General features: G+C 43.6%; 15 protein-coding genes. 14 read left to right on the top strand and 1 reads right to left on the bottom strand.

The window, feature by feature from the left end:
• Positions 1–79: 79 nt before the first annotated feature.
• The 8 genes from rapZ (at position 80) to CL176_RS11470 (ending at position 6,570) form a co-directional block, all read left to right on the top strand.
• Positions 80–967: an RNase adapter RapZ gene (gene rapZ / locus CL176_RS11505; RefSeq protein WP_118991414.1), complete on the top strand. Its 888-nt coding sequence runs from the start codon at positions 80–82 to the stop codon at positions 965–967.
• Positions 964–1,986 (top strand): gluconeogenesis factor YvcK family protein, encoded by a 1,023-nt coding sequence (locus CL176_RS11500; RefSeq protein ID WP_118991413.1) that lies wholly within the window; start codon positions 964–966, stop codon positions 1,984–1,986. Before rapZ ends, CL176_RS11500 begins: the two co-directional genes overlap by 4 nt.
• A gap of 19 nt (positions 1,987–2,005) precedes the next feature.
• Positions 2,006–2,926 carry a DNA-binding protein WhiA gene (gene whiA, locus CL176_RS11495; protein WP_118991412.1) on the top strand — a complete coding sequence of 307 codons (921 nt, stop codon included), beginning with the start codon at positions 2,006–2,008 and terminating at the stop codon, positions 2,924–2,926.
• A 68-nt stretch (positions 2,927–2,994) separates the two neighbouring features.
• Positions 2,995–3,438 (top strand): single-stranded DNA-binding protein, encoded by a 444-nt coding sequence (locus CL176_RS11490; protein ID WP_118991411.1) that lies wholly within the window; start codon positions 2,995–2,997, stop codon positions 3,436–3,438.
• A 123-nt stretch (positions 3,439–3,561) separates the two neighbouring features.
• Entirely contained in the window at positions 3,562–4,278 is a 717-nt protein-coding gene (locus CL176_RS11485) for a response regulator transcription factor (protein WP_118991410.1), read from the top strand.
• On the top strand, positions 4,275–5,696 hold the full coding sequence (locus CL176_RS11480; RefSeq protein ID WP_118991409.1) for a sensor histidine kinase: 1,422 nt from the start codon (positions 4,275–4,277) through the stop codon (positions 5,694–5,696). The genes CL176_RS11485 and CL176_RS11480 overlap by 4 nt, the downstream gene beginning before the upstream one ends.
• Positions 5,697–6,383, top strand: a complete 687-nt coding sequence (locus CL176_RS11475; RefSeq protein WP_118991408.1) for an NAD(P)H-dependent oxidoreductase — start codon at positions 5,697–5,699, stop codon at positions 6,381–6,383.
• A gap of 1 nt (position 6,384) precedes the next feature.
• A complete protein-coding gene (locus tag CL176_RS11470; protein WP_118991407.1) occupies positions 6,385–6,570 on the top strand; it encodes a hypothetical protein in 186 nt (61 codons plus the stop codon).
• A gap of 134 nt (positions 6,571–6,704) precedes the next feature.
• Here CL176_RS11470 and tyrS read toward each other — a convergent pair whose 3' ends face one another.
• Complete coding sequence (gene tyrS, locus CL176_RS11465) at positions 6,705–7,973, bottom strand: tyrosine--tRNA ligase (RefSeq protein WP_118991406.1); 1,269 nt, start codon at positions 7,971–7,973, stop codon at positions 6,705–6,707.
• Between the two features lie 302 nt (positions 7,974–8,275).
• On the opposite strand from tyrS, the gene CL176_RS11460 reads away from it, so the two are divergent.
• From CL176_RS11460 to CL176_RS11435, 6 genes are all read left to right on the top strand, one after another.
• Positions 8,276–9,979 carry a C40 family peptidase gene (locus CL176_RS11460; protein ID WP_118991405.1) on the top strand — a complete coding sequence of 568 codons (1,704 nt, stop codon included), beginning with the start codon at positions 8,276–8,278 and terminating at the stop codon, positions 9,977–9,979.
• Positions 9,980–10,116: 137 nt separating this feature from the next.
• Complete coding sequence (gene metG / locus CL176_RS11455) at positions 10,117–12,144, top strand: methionine--tRNA ligase (protein ID WP_118991404.1); 2,028 nt, start codon at positions 10,117–10,119, stop codon at positions 12,142–12,144.
• 60 nt (positions 12,145–12,204) lie between these two features.
• Complete coding sequence (locus CL176_RS11450) at positions 12,205–12,996, top strand: TatD family hydrolase (protein ID WP_118991403.1); 792 nt, start codon at positions 12,205–12,207, stop codon at positions 12,994–12,996.
• Complete coding sequence (rnmV, locus tag CL176_RS11445) at positions 12,989–13,573, top strand: ribonuclease M5 (protein ID WP_118991402.1); 585 nt, start codon at positions 12,989–12,991, stop codon at positions 13,571–13,573. The genes CL176_RS11450 and rnmV overlap by 8 nt, the downstream gene beginning before the upstream one ends.
• Positions 13,557–14,432 carry a 16S rRNA (adenine(1518)-N(6)/adenine(1519)-N(6))-dimethyltransferase RsmA gene (rsmA, locus tag CL176_RS11440; RefSeq protein ID WP_118991401.1) on the top strand — a complete coding sequence of 292 codons (876 nt, stop codon included), beginning with the start codon at positions 13,557–13,559 and terminating at the stop codon, positions 14,430–14,432. Before rnmV ends, rsmA begins: the two co-directional genes overlap by 17 nt.
• Positions 14,433–14,534: 102 nt before the next feature.
• Positions 14,535–14,771, top strand: a complete 237-nt coding sequence (locus tag CL176_RS11435; RefSeq protein WP_118991400.1) for a Veg family protein — start codon at positions 14,535–14,537, stop codon at positions 14,769–14,771.
• Positions 14,772–14,985 lie beyond the last annotated feature (214 nt).

Below are 14,985 nucleotides of genomic sequence, written 5' to 3'. Positions count from 1 at the left end.
CTTTTGAATGTGCTATAATAAATAAACACAAAATAAAGTGATTGAACGATACAGCCATATATTTAGGAGGAGGAAACACATGGTCGATACATTAGAACTTGTCATTATTACAGGAATGAGTGGCGCTGGTAAGACAGTTGCAGTTCAAAGTTTCGAGGACCTAGGTTACTACTGTATTGATAATATGCCCCCAAATTTACTGCCGACCTTTTGGGAGTTGATGAAGGAATCTGGCAAAATAACGAAGATTGCGCTCGTTATGGACTTGCGCACGCGTGAGTTTTTCAATGAGTTGGATACGGTAATTCAGAAGATGGATAATACGCAATTTATTACAACGCGTATTATTTTCCTTGAAGCAAATGATCAAGCCTTGGTTTCGCGTTACAAAGAAACGCGTCGGACACATCCGCTAGCTCAAAGTGGTCGTGTCTTGGAAGGTATTGAGAAAGAACGACAACTTTTAGCTGATATACGTAGTCGGGCGCAGATGATTATTGATACATCAGACTTAACGCCCCGTCAGTTACGGGCGAAGTTAATCGATGATTTTTCCACGAGTAATTATGAGCCCTTCCATGTGGAGGTGGTTTCATTTGGCTTTAAATATGGCAGTCCTATTGATGCGGATGTGCTGATGGATGTACGCTTCTTGCCTAATCCCCATTATGTAGATACCTTAAGGCCTTTAACGGGAATGGATAAGCCAGTATATGATTATGTAATGAAGCAACCGGAAACAGAGACTTTCTATGTTAAATTTATGGACTTAATTGAGTTCTGCCTACCTGGCTATAAGCGTGAAGGTAAATCAAGTGTGACAATCGCGATTGGTTGTACAGGTGGCCAGCATCGGTCGGTAGCGTTGGCGGATCGGATTGCAAGGCAATTAAAGAATGATCATTACGCTGTAAACGTTACGCATAGGGATGCTGGAAAGAGAAAGGAAAGTTCGAATCGATCATGATAGTTCCAAGATTTAAGAATAATGTAGCTGTCATCGGCGGTGGGACAGGTTTGCCAGTCATACTACGCGGCTTGAAGCATTTGAATGCGAATATTACTGCCATCGTAACCGTTGCGGATGATGGGGGAAGCAGCGGTGTTATTCGTGATTATATAAACGTTGTCCCACCAGGTGATATTCGCAATTGCATGACCGCTTTGTCGGATGCTGAATCTGATGTGCTGGAAGTCTTCCAGTATCGCTTTGATACGGAAGATGACTTCTTAGCCGGGCATGCGATTGGGAATTTGCTGATTGCCGCCTTGAAAGAGATGAGTGGGTCTTTGGAAGATTCGATTCGCACCTTATCGCGCTGGATGAACGTGAAAGGCCAGATTATTCCGGCGGCCCAAGAGGCCCTTGTCCTGCATGCTAATTTTGTAGATGGTACGAAAGCTGTCGGTGAGTCAGCTATCGCGAAGCACCGAAAGAAAATTGCCAGTGTGGAAGTGAAAACCCAGCTGGGAGAACCGGCCATTCAAGCCTCACCGCGGGTCGTTGAAGCGATTATGGATGCGGATATGGTTGTGCTCGGGCCAGGGAGTCTGTATACGAGTATCTTACCGAATTTGATGATTGAAGAGATTGGTGAAGCCCTATGCCAAACGGATGCTGAAGTCGTCTATATTTGTAATATTATGACGCAATTAGGTGAAACGGAAGGCTTTACCGATGCAGAACATGTGAAAGTCTTGCATGAGCATTTAGGGGATCATTTTGTCGATACGGTCTTGGTTAATACGATGGAAGTGCCGCAAGATTATATCGAAAATCAACCCAATGAAGAGTATTTACTGCAAGTTAAGCATGATTTCCAAGGCTTGCGTCAGGAAGGGTGTCGGGTAATCTCCAGTGAATTTCTCAGTATGAAGAATGGTGGCGCCTATCACGATACCGAGAAGGTTGTGGAAGAATTAGGCTATATCATGAACACAGGTAAGTTGAGCGAGAAGAACTGCTCACGCAAAGTATTACATTAAAGATAAAGGACGTGGCAAATTGACATTTGCAGCTGAAGTGAAGAAAGAATGTACCTTGCTGGAGGTACACCGCGAACACGCTAAAGCAGAACTAGCCGCCCTCATTCGAATGAATGGGGCGGTTAGTCTGTATCAGCAAAGATTAATCTTAAATGTGCAGAGTGAGAATGCGGCCATTGCAAGGCGCATCTACTCCTTGCTCAAGGACCATTATCAAGCTGATGGAGAGTTGATTGTTCGGCGGAAGATGAAGTTAAAGAAGAATAATGTGTATATTGTGCGTTGCCGGCTAGGGGTTCAAGGTATTCTGGAAGATTTATCCATTCTCGAAGGCCTACAGCTCAAGACGGATATTGCCCCGGAGATTATGGCGAATGAGCAACTCAGCCGCTCATATTTAAGAGGTGCCTTTCTTGCGGGCGGGTCTGTCAATAATCCGGAATCCAGTAATTACCACTTGGAAATATATTCTAACTATGAAAGTCATAACGAAGATATTTGTCAGATGTTGAATGCTTTCTCCTTGAATGCCAAGACCTTCCAGCGGCGCAATGGTTACATCACCTATATTAAAGAAGCAGAGAAAATCTCAGACTTTCTTGCTGTCATCGGTGCCTCCCAAGCGGTGTTGAAATTTGAAGATGTCCGTATAATGCGCGATATGCGTAATTCAGTTAATCGCCTAGTTAACTGTGAGAATGCGAATATGAACAAGACAATCGACGCATCCCAGCGGCAACTTGAAGCAATCCGACAAATTGAAGAGACACAAGGTTTAGAATCCTTGCCAGAAAAGTTAAGAATAATGGCAGAATTTAGACTGCAAAATCCTGATATGAGTTTAAAAGAGCTCGGGGAACAAATCCCGGGGGGACCAATTTCTAAGTCGGGTGTTAATCACAGATTGCGTAAATTGATTCAAATTTCTGAAAATTTATAATTTATCACATGGAATCTCGCCCTTTTTGGAGTATATATAAGTAGAACGATAAAAAGGAGAGATGAAAAATGAACAATGTATCGTTTGTAGGTCGACTCGTAGGACACGTGGAAGTGAAGGAATTAGAAGCAGATTTGAGGGTCGTGAATAACACGATTGCAATCAATCGCTATCAGTTGGATCGCAATGGCGAAGAAATCACGGATTTTATTCCCTTTGTTGCGTGGAATCGTCACGCCGATTTACTGAAACGTTTCTGTCAGAAAGGTGACCAAGTCGCTATCTCTGGCCGGATGCAAAGTCGCTCTTATACTAATAAAGATGAGCAAAAGGTTTATATTGTAGAATGTGTAGTCAGCGATGTGACTTTATTTAAACCACGCAAGACTAAGGCGAAAGGCAAGGCAAAGGTCGAGAAAACACCGGTAACCATGGCCCAGGCAGGTTTTGAACCAGCTGAGCAAGCAGTTGTTGAATCCTATGTGCAGACGGTCAAAGAAGCGAATGAATAATGTGAGTTAAGCCAATGCCTGAAGCCCACAGTGAGTAATCACGGTGGGCTTTTTGATAAAAAATATCATTCAGTCTGAGAAATGGTGTATAATACACCTGAGAAGAAAATGGAGGTCGATACAATGGAACTATTAATGATCGAAGATAACGCCTCAGTGAGTGAAATGATGTCCATGTTTTTTGAGAATGAAGGCTATCAGGCTTCCTTTTATGATGATGGACAGGCAGGTTACCAGGCCTTTATGGCGGAGCCGAACCGTTGGGATATTGTCATCTTAGATTTGAACTTGCCTAGCATGGACGGGATGCAAATTTGCCGTGAAATACGCAAGGCATCTAGCAACGTACCGATTATTATGCTCACTGCCCGTGATTCGGAGAGTGATCAAGTTATTGGCTTAGAGATGGGTGCGGATGATTATGTGACCAAACCATTCAGCCCAATGACACTCTTGGCGCGGATTAAGGCTTTGTATCGCCGTGCCCAAATGGGTTCAGTTAATCAGGTGCAGGAAGCTGATGATGCCTTTGATGTGCGGACGAATGTGCTGAAAATCAATACAGCCACTCGGGAAGCTTTCTATAACGACCAATTAATTGAGAATATCACCCCGAAAGAATTTGATTTACTAGTAATGTTTGCCCAGAATCCTAAGCGTGTCTTTACGCGCGAAGAGTTATTGACGAGTCTATGGGAAGATCCTTTCTATGGGGATGAGCGCACAGTTGACGCACATATTAAGAAGTTGCGCCAGAAGATTGAAACGGTAGGTGAACAAGTCATCCAAACCGTTTGGGGTGTAGGCTATAAATATGAGGAGCCTGGTGGCAAAGAATGAAGTTCTTCTGGCAACAATTCTTAAGCTTTCTAGTCTTATTACTGCTTACGGTGGCCATTATGACCAACCGTATGGTGAATAATATTACCGATGAGCTGACCCAGAATCGGCAAGAGCAATTGTTGAATTACGGCTATAACATTATAAATAACAACTTTTCTCGGGAAGACCTGGTTCGAACGTCTCAATTGTTGGCCAGTGAGAATATTTTAATTCAAGTTTATTTGCCTGATGGCAGTACAATTTATCCAACCTATGATCAGCGCTTTGATGCTAATTTAGATGATTCGGATTTGATACGAATAGCCCAAGGAGAGATTCTGGGCTTTCGCACGGTCGATCGCCAATCTAAAGATGGAAAGATTGAACCCTACCTGATTGTCTATCTGCCTCATCAGAACGTTGGCCAGTTTCCCGAAGGCTTTATTAGTCTGGGGGCACCCTTGGATTCATTGGAAGGGCAATTGGCAGATGTCCAAAAGAACATCCTTGCATCGTTCATCTTTGCAGTCATGGTTGGGATAGTGATTAGCTATCTTTTAGCCATCTATCAAAATCGCAAAATTAAGCGACTTCAAGAAGCTACGAAAGTTATCGCCTCTGGACAATATGATATTGATTTGGACACTTCAGGTAACGATGAATTTGCTAATTTAACCCGCGACTTTAAGGCTATGGCTGATTCGCTAGCTGAGTCACAAGAAGAAATTGAACGCCAAGAAGAATTGCGTCGTCAATTTATGATGGACGTGGCGCATGAAATGCGCACCCCGCTGACGACCATGTCAGGTTTATTGGAAGGTCTGCAATACAATATGATTCCTGAAAGTCAACGGGAGCGCAGCCTTGAGTTGATTGCCCAAGAGACGGCTCGCTTAACCCGGCTCGTCAATGAGAATTTAGACTATGAGAAGGTTGCGACCCGGCAAATTTACTTGAACAAACGAGCCATCAATGGGCGAGAATTTTTCGAACAGATTTACCAACAGATGTCTGTCAAAGCGGAGGGTAGTGGTGACCGTATTGTCGTTGAGGCCAGTGATCAACTTATCTTCTGGGCCGATTATGATCGCCTTGTGCAGATTGTGATTAATCTTGTCACGAATGCGATTCAATTCTCCCAAGAAAGTGATATTATCCTTAAAGGCTTTATGACGGATGATGCGAGTGTTATCCAAGTTATTGACCACGGCATCGGGATTAGTCCCAAAGACCAACGCGCGATTTGGGAGCGTTTCTATAAAGTAGATGAGTCGCGTAAGAATACAGAATATGGGGAATCAGGCATCGGACTTTCGCTCGTTAAGTCACTTGTGGAAGCCCACGAAGGGACAATTGCTGTAGAGAGTGAGCTGAATGTCGGAAGTACTTTTACCGTCCGCCTACCCCATCAAACACATACGGAAGAAGGAACCTAATTGAAAACATTAATATTACTGGCACATCCTGAAGTTGATGTTTCATCTAGTCAACAATTTCTTTTAAGTGCCGTTGAAGATTTAGCCAATGTAACTGTTGTTGATTTACAAGGGCAACTTACAAGTCAAGGACCCTTTCAGCAAGCGGCAGAGCTGGAGCGCTTGCAAGCATATGACCGCTTAATATTTCAATTTAACTTATACTGGTATCAAGCGCCCAGTATACTCAAAAACTGGCTCGATGTAGTTCTGCCAGAAGGCAGCGAGGCAAAGAACTTAGCCGGCAAAGAGTTGGGCCTAGTGGTTTCAACAGGTGTGAGTGCCCATCATTTTGCAAGCGGGGGCAGAGTGGGACGCACCTTATCTGAGTTACTAAGCCCCTACGAAAGTTTAGCCCGTTACTTCGATTGGACATATTTGCCTATCTTCCATATTGCCCAGTTCTCCTATTTAAAGGAAGAGGCGAAATATGAGCTGCTTTGGCGCTACCGTGCCTATGTTGAAACAGGCAACTATCAGTCTGAGCATGCCTTTGGCGAATACTTGATTAAAGCCTTACAGGAAGTGACGGCGGAACATTTGCCCATCAATGCAACTTATCGGAGAATTTTCGAAGCCTTTGTGATGCACTATGAAGAAGTTCATGCGACAAATGCGGAATTATACGATTTAATGGAGGAGTGGTAATATGGCTGAAGATATGCTTTGGTTGAAAGAAGCGATTGTTCACTGGCAGGAGCAGGCAAAGGACTATCCTACAAAAGCTTTGCTAGATGTGGCCTATCGCCATTACATGCAACAGAGAGAGTTGAGTCGGATAGCAGAAGGTCGCTTAGACGGGCAGGTATGGAGCCGGAAAGAGTGGCGAAAGTAGTATAGTAGTTAAGTAGCAAACACCCCAAACATTGCGATTGCATGCAATGTTTGGGGTGTTTTTGGTTACTTATATTAACTGAAATTCGGCATGATTAATGCATTAGATTTCAGCACAAACTTTCTTCAGGGAAATTAGTCTTCTAATGTGACTAAGTAATAATTCTTCTTGCCGCGACGGACGATAATATATTGGTTGCCGATAGCATCTTCTGGGGAGATGGTGTAGTCTAAATCGGTAATCTTCTCGCCATTGATTGAAATGGCACCATTGCCAACAAATTCCCTAGCTTGGCGACGGGAATCTACTAGACCTGTATCCACTAGCCAAATTGGTAAATTAGCCTCTTGGCGCGGTGCTGTAGCTTGAGGCATATTCTTAAAGCCTTGGGCAATCTGCTCTGGACTTAATTGGCCGACATCACCGGTGAAGAGTGCATTGGTAATTAATTGTGCTTCTTCTAAAGCTGCTTGGCCGTGAACGAAGACAGTGATTTCTTCAGCAAGACGTTTCTGACCGTAACGTAGGTGTGGTTGCTCTTCAACTTCTTTGCCAATTGCTTCAATTTCTTCCTTGGATAGGAAGGTGAAATACTTCAAGAATTTAACCACATCTTCGTCTTGTTGGTTAAGCCAAAATTGATAGAATTCATAAGGTGTTGTCTTTTCTGAATCTAGCCAAATCGCACCACCGGCTGATTTACCGAATTTGCTTCCATCAGATTTGGTCATTAGTGGAATGGTTAAGCCGTATGCTTCTGCTTCAGGGCCTTCCATACGGCGGATGAAGTCTAAACCAGCGGTAATATTCCCCCATTGGTCAGCGCCACCGACTTGAAGTTGGACATCCATTTCCTTATAGAGATGATGGAAATCAATCGATTGTAGAATTTGATAGGTAAATTCCGTAAATGAAATCCCTACATCTAAGCGACTTGCCACAACGTCTTTGGCTAGCATTGTATTGACATTGAAATGCTTGCCGTAGTCTCTCAGGAAATCGAGTAAGGACAACTGGCTTAACCAATCATAATTATTAACAATTTCGAAAGAATTCGCTGAATCATTGCCTTCAACGAACAGGCGGTTCATTTGCTGGCTGAGTTTCTCCGCGTTGTATTCAATGGTTTCCATGGTCTGTAACACGCGTTCACTTGAACGGCCACTTGGGTCACCGATTGAACCTGTGCCGCCACCGATGACGACAATAGGATGGTGGCCGGCAAGTTGAAATCTCTTTAAAATCATGAAGGGAATTAAGTGCCCGATATGTAAGGAGTCTCCGGTTGGGTCAACCCCGCAGTAGAGTTTAATATGCTTTGTTTCAACAAGCTTAGTTAAGCCTTCAGCATCTGTTTGTTGGTTGATGGCGCCACGCCAATTTAAATCTTCTATGATATTCACGCTTGATAGCTCCTTTACCTTTAGTGTCATGTGGTTTCATTATAAAGTTAATTATAAGGAATGGCAAGAAACCTTTGATGAGCATATGAATTATGTAATATTTAAAGAATTTTAAAGGAAATAAACTTTCCGATAAAAGAAAGCGGTTAAAATTACAGTTATGTTACAAAGTGTATACGAATTGAACATATTCAGACTTTTTGGTGAAAGCTATGATAATATACAAACATGCAAAAATGACCCAAGAGATTTTTCGAAATAACAGATAAAAATAAACTATCATCAAGGAGAGACATTAAGTAATGAAGAAAACTTTTTCTAAAAGCCTATTCAAGACAATGTTTACATCTGCAATTGCGTTAGGCGCAGCGGCTACACCTGCTACCGCATTCGCTCAAAATTATGATGCATTAATTAATGATACAGAATTACAAATTGAAGGATTAACTGCTCAACAATCTGCTTTATTCGCTCAACTTTCTGAAGCATACGCACAAATCGAAGATTTAAGTACCCAAGCAGATGCATTAGTTGCAGCTATTCAAGCAGACGAAACAGCAATTGCTGATTTCCAAACACAAATTGAAAGCTTAGAAGAGAAAATCGCAGCACGTGAAGAGTTATTAAATGAACAAGCGCGTGCCGTACAAGTAAGTGGTGGCTCTACTAACTACTTAAATTACGTTGCCTCTTCGAAAGATGTAAGTGACTTTGTAGGACGTTTAGACGTTGTACGTAAGATGGTTGATGCTAACAAAGACTTATTGACCTTACAACAAGAAGATATGGAAGCAGTTGAAGCTTCTAAAGCTCAAGTAGAGAATACGAGACAAGATAAAATTAATAAAGTATCTGAATTAGAAGCTGTTCGCTCAGACCTTTCAGCTCAAGCTGCTGAGCAAGAAGCAGTCTACAATCAATTAAGCAATGATATTACTTTAGCAGCTCAACATCGTGATGCTTTAATTCAAGAGAAGGCAGCTTATGAAGAAGCACAACGCATTGCGGCAGAGCAAGCGGCCCGTGCTGCAGCAGAAGCTCAGGCAGCCGCTGAGGCGCAAGCAGCTGCGATTGCAGAAGCTCAAGCGATTGCCGAAGCTGAGGCCCAAGCTGCAGCAGAAGCCCAAGCCGCAGCTGAAGTAGCAATGGCCGAAGCGGCAGAAGCCCAAGCATTAGCTAATGCTGAAGCATCTGTTGATCAAACTGCTGTTGATTCAGCCGCTGTTGAAGCGCAAGCCACAGCTGAAGCAGCCGTTGCCCAAGCAGCCGAAGCTGTCTTAGAAGCTCAAGCAAACTTAGAAGTAGCTCAAACAGAAGTTGCTCCAACTGTTGCTACAGAAGAAATCGTTGCTGAAGATGGCTCAGTAGCTTATGTTGAAACGGAAGTAGCAACACCAGAAGTAGACACAACAGCTCAAGAAGCAGCCGTTGCCGAAGCCGAAGCAGCCCAAGCCGCCGCTCAGGCTCAATTAGAACAAGCTCAAGCCGAAGCCCAAGCAGCCGCCGAAGCTCAAGCTCAACAAGCAGCTCAAGCCGAAGCCCAAGCCCAAAGTGAAGCTCAAGCAGCAGCAGCAGCTGCCGAACAACGTGCGGCTGAAGCCCAAGCTCAAGCCGAAGCAGCCCAAGCTCAAGCAGCAACAGCCCAAGCTAATGCTAATGCATTGATTGCCAATGCAGAGAAATACTTAGGTACACCATATGTTTGGGGTGGCAAGACGCCAAGTGGTTTTGACTGCTCAGGTTTCGTTCAATATGTATTCAATGAAACATACGGCATTAATGTTGGTGGATGGACTGGTGAACAACAACACGCTGGTACACAAATTAGTGTAGCCGACGCGCAGCCAGGAGACTTATACTTCTGGGGTGACAATGGTTCTACTTACCACGTAGCTATCGCTACAGGTGGCGGAAACTATATTCACGCTTCTCAACCAGGTACGCCACTTGAATACAACAACACGCAATGGTTCACACCACAATTTGCGGTTCGCGTAAATCGTTAATCATATACCAACCATATACTTCCCGTCAGTTTAAAGCTGAGGGGAAGTTTTTTTATGAAAATTTGAGGCAAGGGTTAAAAGACCTTATTCTTATGCTATAATAGGAAAAGTATGAATATTAAAGGAGGCACTCATTCGTGACCGAACAAAAAAATACATTCTATGTGACAACACCTATTTATTACCCAAGTGGTAAATTACATATTGGCAATGCATACTCGACCATTGCAGCTGATGCGATTGCCCGCTATAAACGCTTAATGGATTATGATGTTTATTTCCTTACTGGGACAGACGAACATGGTCAGAAGATTCAGACGAAAGCCGAAGAGATGAACATGTCACCTCAGGCTTATGTGGATAGTATGGCTGAGGAAATCCAAGCCTTGTGGCAGACCTTGAAGATTACGAATACAAACTTCATTCGTACGACAGAGCCAAGACATAAGGCAGCTGTTCAGGAAATCTTCCAAAAGTTACTTGACCAAGGCGATATTTATCTTGGTGAATATGAAGGCTGGTATTCTGTCAGTGATGAGGAGTACTTTACAGAGACTCAGTTAAGCGAAGTCTTCAAGGATGAAACCGGGAAAGTTATCGGAGGGATTGCCCCAACTGGTAATGAAGTGGAATTGGTGAAGGAAGAAAGTTACTTCTTCAAGTTAAGCAACTATGCTGATCGATTGGTAGCATACTATGAAGATCATCCTGAATTTATTCGGCCAGCTTTCCGTAAGACAGAAATGGTGAATAACTTTATTAAGCCTGGCTTGGAAGATTTAGCTGTTTCGCGGACTACTTTCTCATGGGGCATCCCGGTTAAATCTGAACCCAAGCATGTGGTCTATGTGTGGATAGATGCGCTGGTTAACTATATTACGGCCTTGGGTTATCTCCAAGAAGATCACGCAAACTTCGATAAATACTGGCCAGCTTCAGTGCAAATTATTGGCAAGGATATTTCCCGTTTCCATATGATTTATTGGCCGATTATTCTCATGGCTTTGGATTTGCCTTTACCTAAGCAAGTCTATGCCCACGGCTGGATGCTGATGAAAGATGGGAAGATGTCTAAATCCAAAGGGAATGTTATATACCCGGACGTATTAATTAATCGCTACGGCTTAGATGCTACCCGCTTCTATTTATTAAGAGAGATGAGTCAAGGCAATGATACGGTCTTTACACCTGAAGATTTCGTCAACCGGGTGAATTTCGAATTAGCGAATGACTTGGGGAATTTACTGAATCGGACGATTGCGATGATTAACCGCTACTTAGGCGGGCAAGTGCCGACGGATGCAGGTGAACGGAGTGCAACAGCTTTTGATGAAGCACTTGAAAGTTTCGTGGATGAGCATGTAAGTAGCTATCACCAAGCCATGGATATTCTAGCTTTTAACGAAGCCCTCGATGCAGTGATGCAAGTCGTATCTCGGGCAAATAAATATATCGATGAGACAGAACCATGGATTCTGGCTAAAGATGAAACACAATTACCTGAACTTAAATCCGTCATGTATCACTTAGCAGAAGTGTTACGGATGGTTAGTCATTTATTGCGACCATTTATGCCGGATACCCCAGCGGAAATCTTCACACAATTAGGTATCGCACAAGAACAAGAGCGAAACCTCGCTGAACTTCAATGGGGACAATTTCCAGAGGGTGCCCAAGTAGTGGCCAAAGGTGAACCAATCTTCCCTCGTTTAGATGTGGAGGAAGAAGTAGCCTTTATTCAAGGTGAGATGAGCGGTGGCCAAAGCTCCCAAGGAACTTCTGTAGACGATCCGAACTGGCAACCGGAGGATGTCGAGCTGGTCTATGAAGAGACTCCAGCGGTTGATTTCGATCAATTTATCCAAGTTGAAATCAAAGTAGCCGAGGTCATTGATGTAGCGCCAGTGGAAGGGTCCAATAAATTACTCCGCTTCCGCTTGGATGCCGGTGACAAAGGACATCGCCAGATTCTCTCAGGTATTGCGAAAGCCTATCCAGATTACGAAGCGTTAATTGGTCGTAAAGTGACCATTGTCGCGAACTTAAAGCCTCGTAAGATGATGGGTTATATTAGTCAAGGGATGATTCTCTCTGCTGAAAGTGATGGGCAATTAAGCCTATTATTTGCACCGGAAGATAGCGAGAATGGTAGTTTAATTGGTTAGAGACAAGGTGGCTCAATTTCAGTAAGATGAAATTGAGCTTTCTTGCTGAAAGGATAGATTATGGAATTATTTGATACCCATACGCATTTAAACGTTAAGCAATTTGCGGGCGTAGAAGGGGAAGTTATTGAACGAGCTAAAGCGGCGGGTGTTGCTTACATGGCGATTGTTGGCTTCGATTATCCAACAATTCATAAAGCCCTTGAATTAGTGGAAGAGTATGATAATTTAATCGCTGCAACAGGCTGGCATCCAACTGAGACAATCCACTTCGACCAAGCTTGTGAGGATTTCCTTGAAGAAACCTTACAACATCCCAAAGTTAAGATGCTAGGTGAAATTGGCTTAGACTATTATTGGGATACTAGCCCAGCAGACATTCAAGCTAAAGCCTTCCGCAGGCAAATTGCCATTGCCAAAAATCACCAATTGCCGATTACCATCCATAACCGGGATGCGACCGCGGATGTTTACCGTATATTGAAAGAAGAAGGGGTCCCTCCTAAGGGTGGCATTATGCATAGTTTCGGAGAAGGACCTGAATGGGCCGAGAAATTTCTGGATTTAGGCATGCACATTAGCTTTAGTGGGGTGGTAACCTTTAAGAAGACGGAAGACGTACGACAAGCTGCGCAAATCGTGCCGGATAATCGTCTCTTGATTGAAACCGATGCGCCCTATTTAGCGCCGGTACCTAAGCGGGGCAAGCAGAATGAACCAGCCTTTGTCCGCTATACGGCCGAGCAACTAGCTCAAACCCGGGGCGTAACCTTGGAGGAGTTGGCTCACCTGACAACGACGAATGCCATGCAGCTTTTCGATTGGCATCCCCAGGAGTTAACGCATGATTAGGGAAGTGCCGCAAGAAGTTATTGTCGTTGAGGGCAAGGCGGATACCCAACGTCTGCAAGTTACCTTCGGCCCTGAGGTTAAGACAATTGAAACGAACGGCTCGGAGATCAGTCTCGCTACTTTAGAAGAGATTGCTCAAGCTCAGCGTTTATTCGGAGTTATTGTTCTAACTGACCCCGATTTCCAAGGGGAACGCATTCGCCGACTCGTGCAAGCCCATGTCCCGGATGTAGCCCATGCGTATATCAAACGGGAAGAAGGGCGCGGCCGACATGCCTCAGATAGCTTAGGTATCGAGCATGCCAGTCCTGAAGCAATTCGAGGCGCCTTAGCTAACCGAATCACACCGCAAGTCCAAGGCGTAGCGGGTGAAAGCTTCACAACAGCTGATCTGCAAGCTTTAGGCTTAGTTGGTAGCGCAAGTGCGGCTAGTAGAAGGCAATATATTGCAGAGTACTTCCATATTGGTCCGGTAAATGGTAAACAACTTAAACGAAAACTGGAACGCTATCAGATATCCTACCAAGCTGTCTGTGAGGCGTTAGAGAAAGGTGGCTATCATGTCAACAAATCATAAACTGATTGCGAGTCCATCGCGTACAACTGAAATTATGCAAACTTACGGCATTCAGATGAAGAAGAGTCTCGGCCAGAACTTTATTATTGAGTCTCAAATCTTAGATAAGATGCTATTGGCCGGCGACGTTGACGCACAAACGACGGTCATTGAAATTGGTCCGGGGATTGGCGCTTTGACGGAAGTCCTTGCTAGACAGGCCAAGCAAGTAGTAGCCTTTGAAATCGATCAGCGCTTCATCGATATCTTAGCAGAGACCTTGCGTCCCTATGAAAATGTCCAAGTTGTACACCAAGATATTCTTGAAGTTGATTTCGATCACCCGTCTTTACGCTTTCTCCAAGAAGCTGAACGCTTAGTCGTTATAGCCAATTTACCTTATTACATCACCACGCCTATTATTATGCACCTGATGGGAAGTTCCTTGCCTTTTGATAAATTGGTCATGATGATGCAAAAAGAGGTCGCAGAGCGGATGACGGCACCGGTAGGATCTAAGGCATACGGCTCTTTAACCATTGCGATTGAGAATACAATGCACGCTTCTGTGGCCTTTACAGTTCCTAAAACGGTGTTTATTCCCCAACCTAATGTTGACTCAGCCGTTCTTGTCTTAAAAAGACGAGCGGAGCCTCTCGTTGAATTGGCAGATCCCGAAGCGTTTCAAAGCTTTGTTAAATCTGCCTTTAGCCAACGACGTAAGACCTTACGCAATAATCTGCGGGCAGCCTATAAAGGCACGGATGTGCTAAATGAACACATTGAAGCAGCTTTTATTCAAGCGGGCATTGATGGGACAAGGCGCGCTGAGACGCTGAGCTTGCAGGAATTTGCGGCCCTTTATCAAACTTTGAGCTAAAATTCATATATTTTTCAAGTAAAGTACTTGCTTGTTACAGGTATATATGATAAGATTGACAATTTGTAAAGAATATGATATAATGCTTCTGAGGTGAAGGGGATGCCAAAAGAATTAGCTGAAATTAAATTATTCTTGGATAATCGACTTGGTGAAGAAATCACTGTAACTGTTCAAATGGGACGTAAGAAGAAGAAAGAACGTCGAGGAATTCTAAAGGAGACGTATCGGTCAATATTTATTGTTGACTTAGATCAATCGGAGAACGATTTCGACCGAGTATCTTACAGTTATCGGGATATCTTGACGAATACCATCGAGTTAGATTTCAATGATTAATAAGCGATTCTCGAAGTGAGCAAGCATAGACAGCTTGCTCACTTTCTTTTACGCATGAGTTAAATATTGCAATACAATATGTTATAATAAATGAGACAAAGTACATATGCATTTATATGAATCATTTGGCGAGCGTACTCATTACTACAAGTGGGGAATGATGAATATTTATATCGCTTGAGAAGATTTGCTTTGAAACGGAATAAGTATAATA

The organism is Suicoccus acidiformans (assembly GCF_003546865.1).
In the GTDB taxonomy this organism is placed as follows: domain Bacteria; phylum Bacillota; class Bacilli; order Lactobacillales; family Aerococcaceae; genus Suicoccus; species Suicoccus acidiformans.
Note: the sequence above shows the minus strand (reverse complement) of the source record. Positions and strands in the feature narration are given on the sequence as shown.

Bases quoted from the DNA above. Each gene is read 5' to 3' on its own strand.
- rapZ (WP_118991414.1), top strand. From the start codon at position 80: ATGGTCGATACATTAGAACTTGTCATTATTACAGGAATGAGTGGCGCT.
- CL176_RS11500 (WP_118991413.1), top strand. From the start codon at position 964: ATGATAGTTCCAAGATTTAAGAATAATGTAGCTGTCATCGGCGGTGGG.
- CL176_RS11490 (WP_118991411.1), top strand. From the start codon at position 2,995: ATGAACAATGTATCGTTTGTAGGTCGACTCGTAGGACACGTGGAAGTG.
- CL176_RS11485 (WP_118991410.1), top strand. From the start codon at position 3,562: ATGGAACTATTAATGATCGAAGATAACGCCTCAGTGAGTGAAATGATG.
- CL176_RS11480 (WP_118991409.1), top strand. From the start codon at position 4,275: ATGAAGTTCTTCTGGCAACAATTCTTAAGCTTTCTAGTCTTATTACTG.
- CL176_RS11470 (WP_118991407.1), top strand. From the start codon at position 6,385: ATGGCTGAAGATATGCTTTGGTTGAAAGAAGCGATTGTTCACTGGCAG.
- CL176_RS11460 (WP_118991405.1), top strand. From the start codon at position 8,276: ATGAAGAAAACTTTTTCTAAAAGCCTATTCAAGACAATGTTTACATCT.
- CL176_RS11450 (WP_118991403.1), top strand. From the start codon at position 12,205: ATGGAATTATTTGATACCCATACGCATTTAAACGTTAAGCAATTTGCG.
- rnmV (WP_118991402.1), top strand. From the start codon at position 12,989: ATGATTAGGGAAGTGCCGCAAGAAGTTATTGTCGTTGAGGGCAAGGCG.
- rsmA (WP_118991401.1), top strand. From the start codon at position 13,557: ATGTCAACAAATCATAAACTGATTGCGAGTCCATCGCGTACAACTGAA.
- CL176_RS11435 (WP_118991400.1), top strand. From the start codon at position 14,535: ATGCCAAAAGAATTAGCTGAAATTAAATTATTCTTGGATAATCGACTT.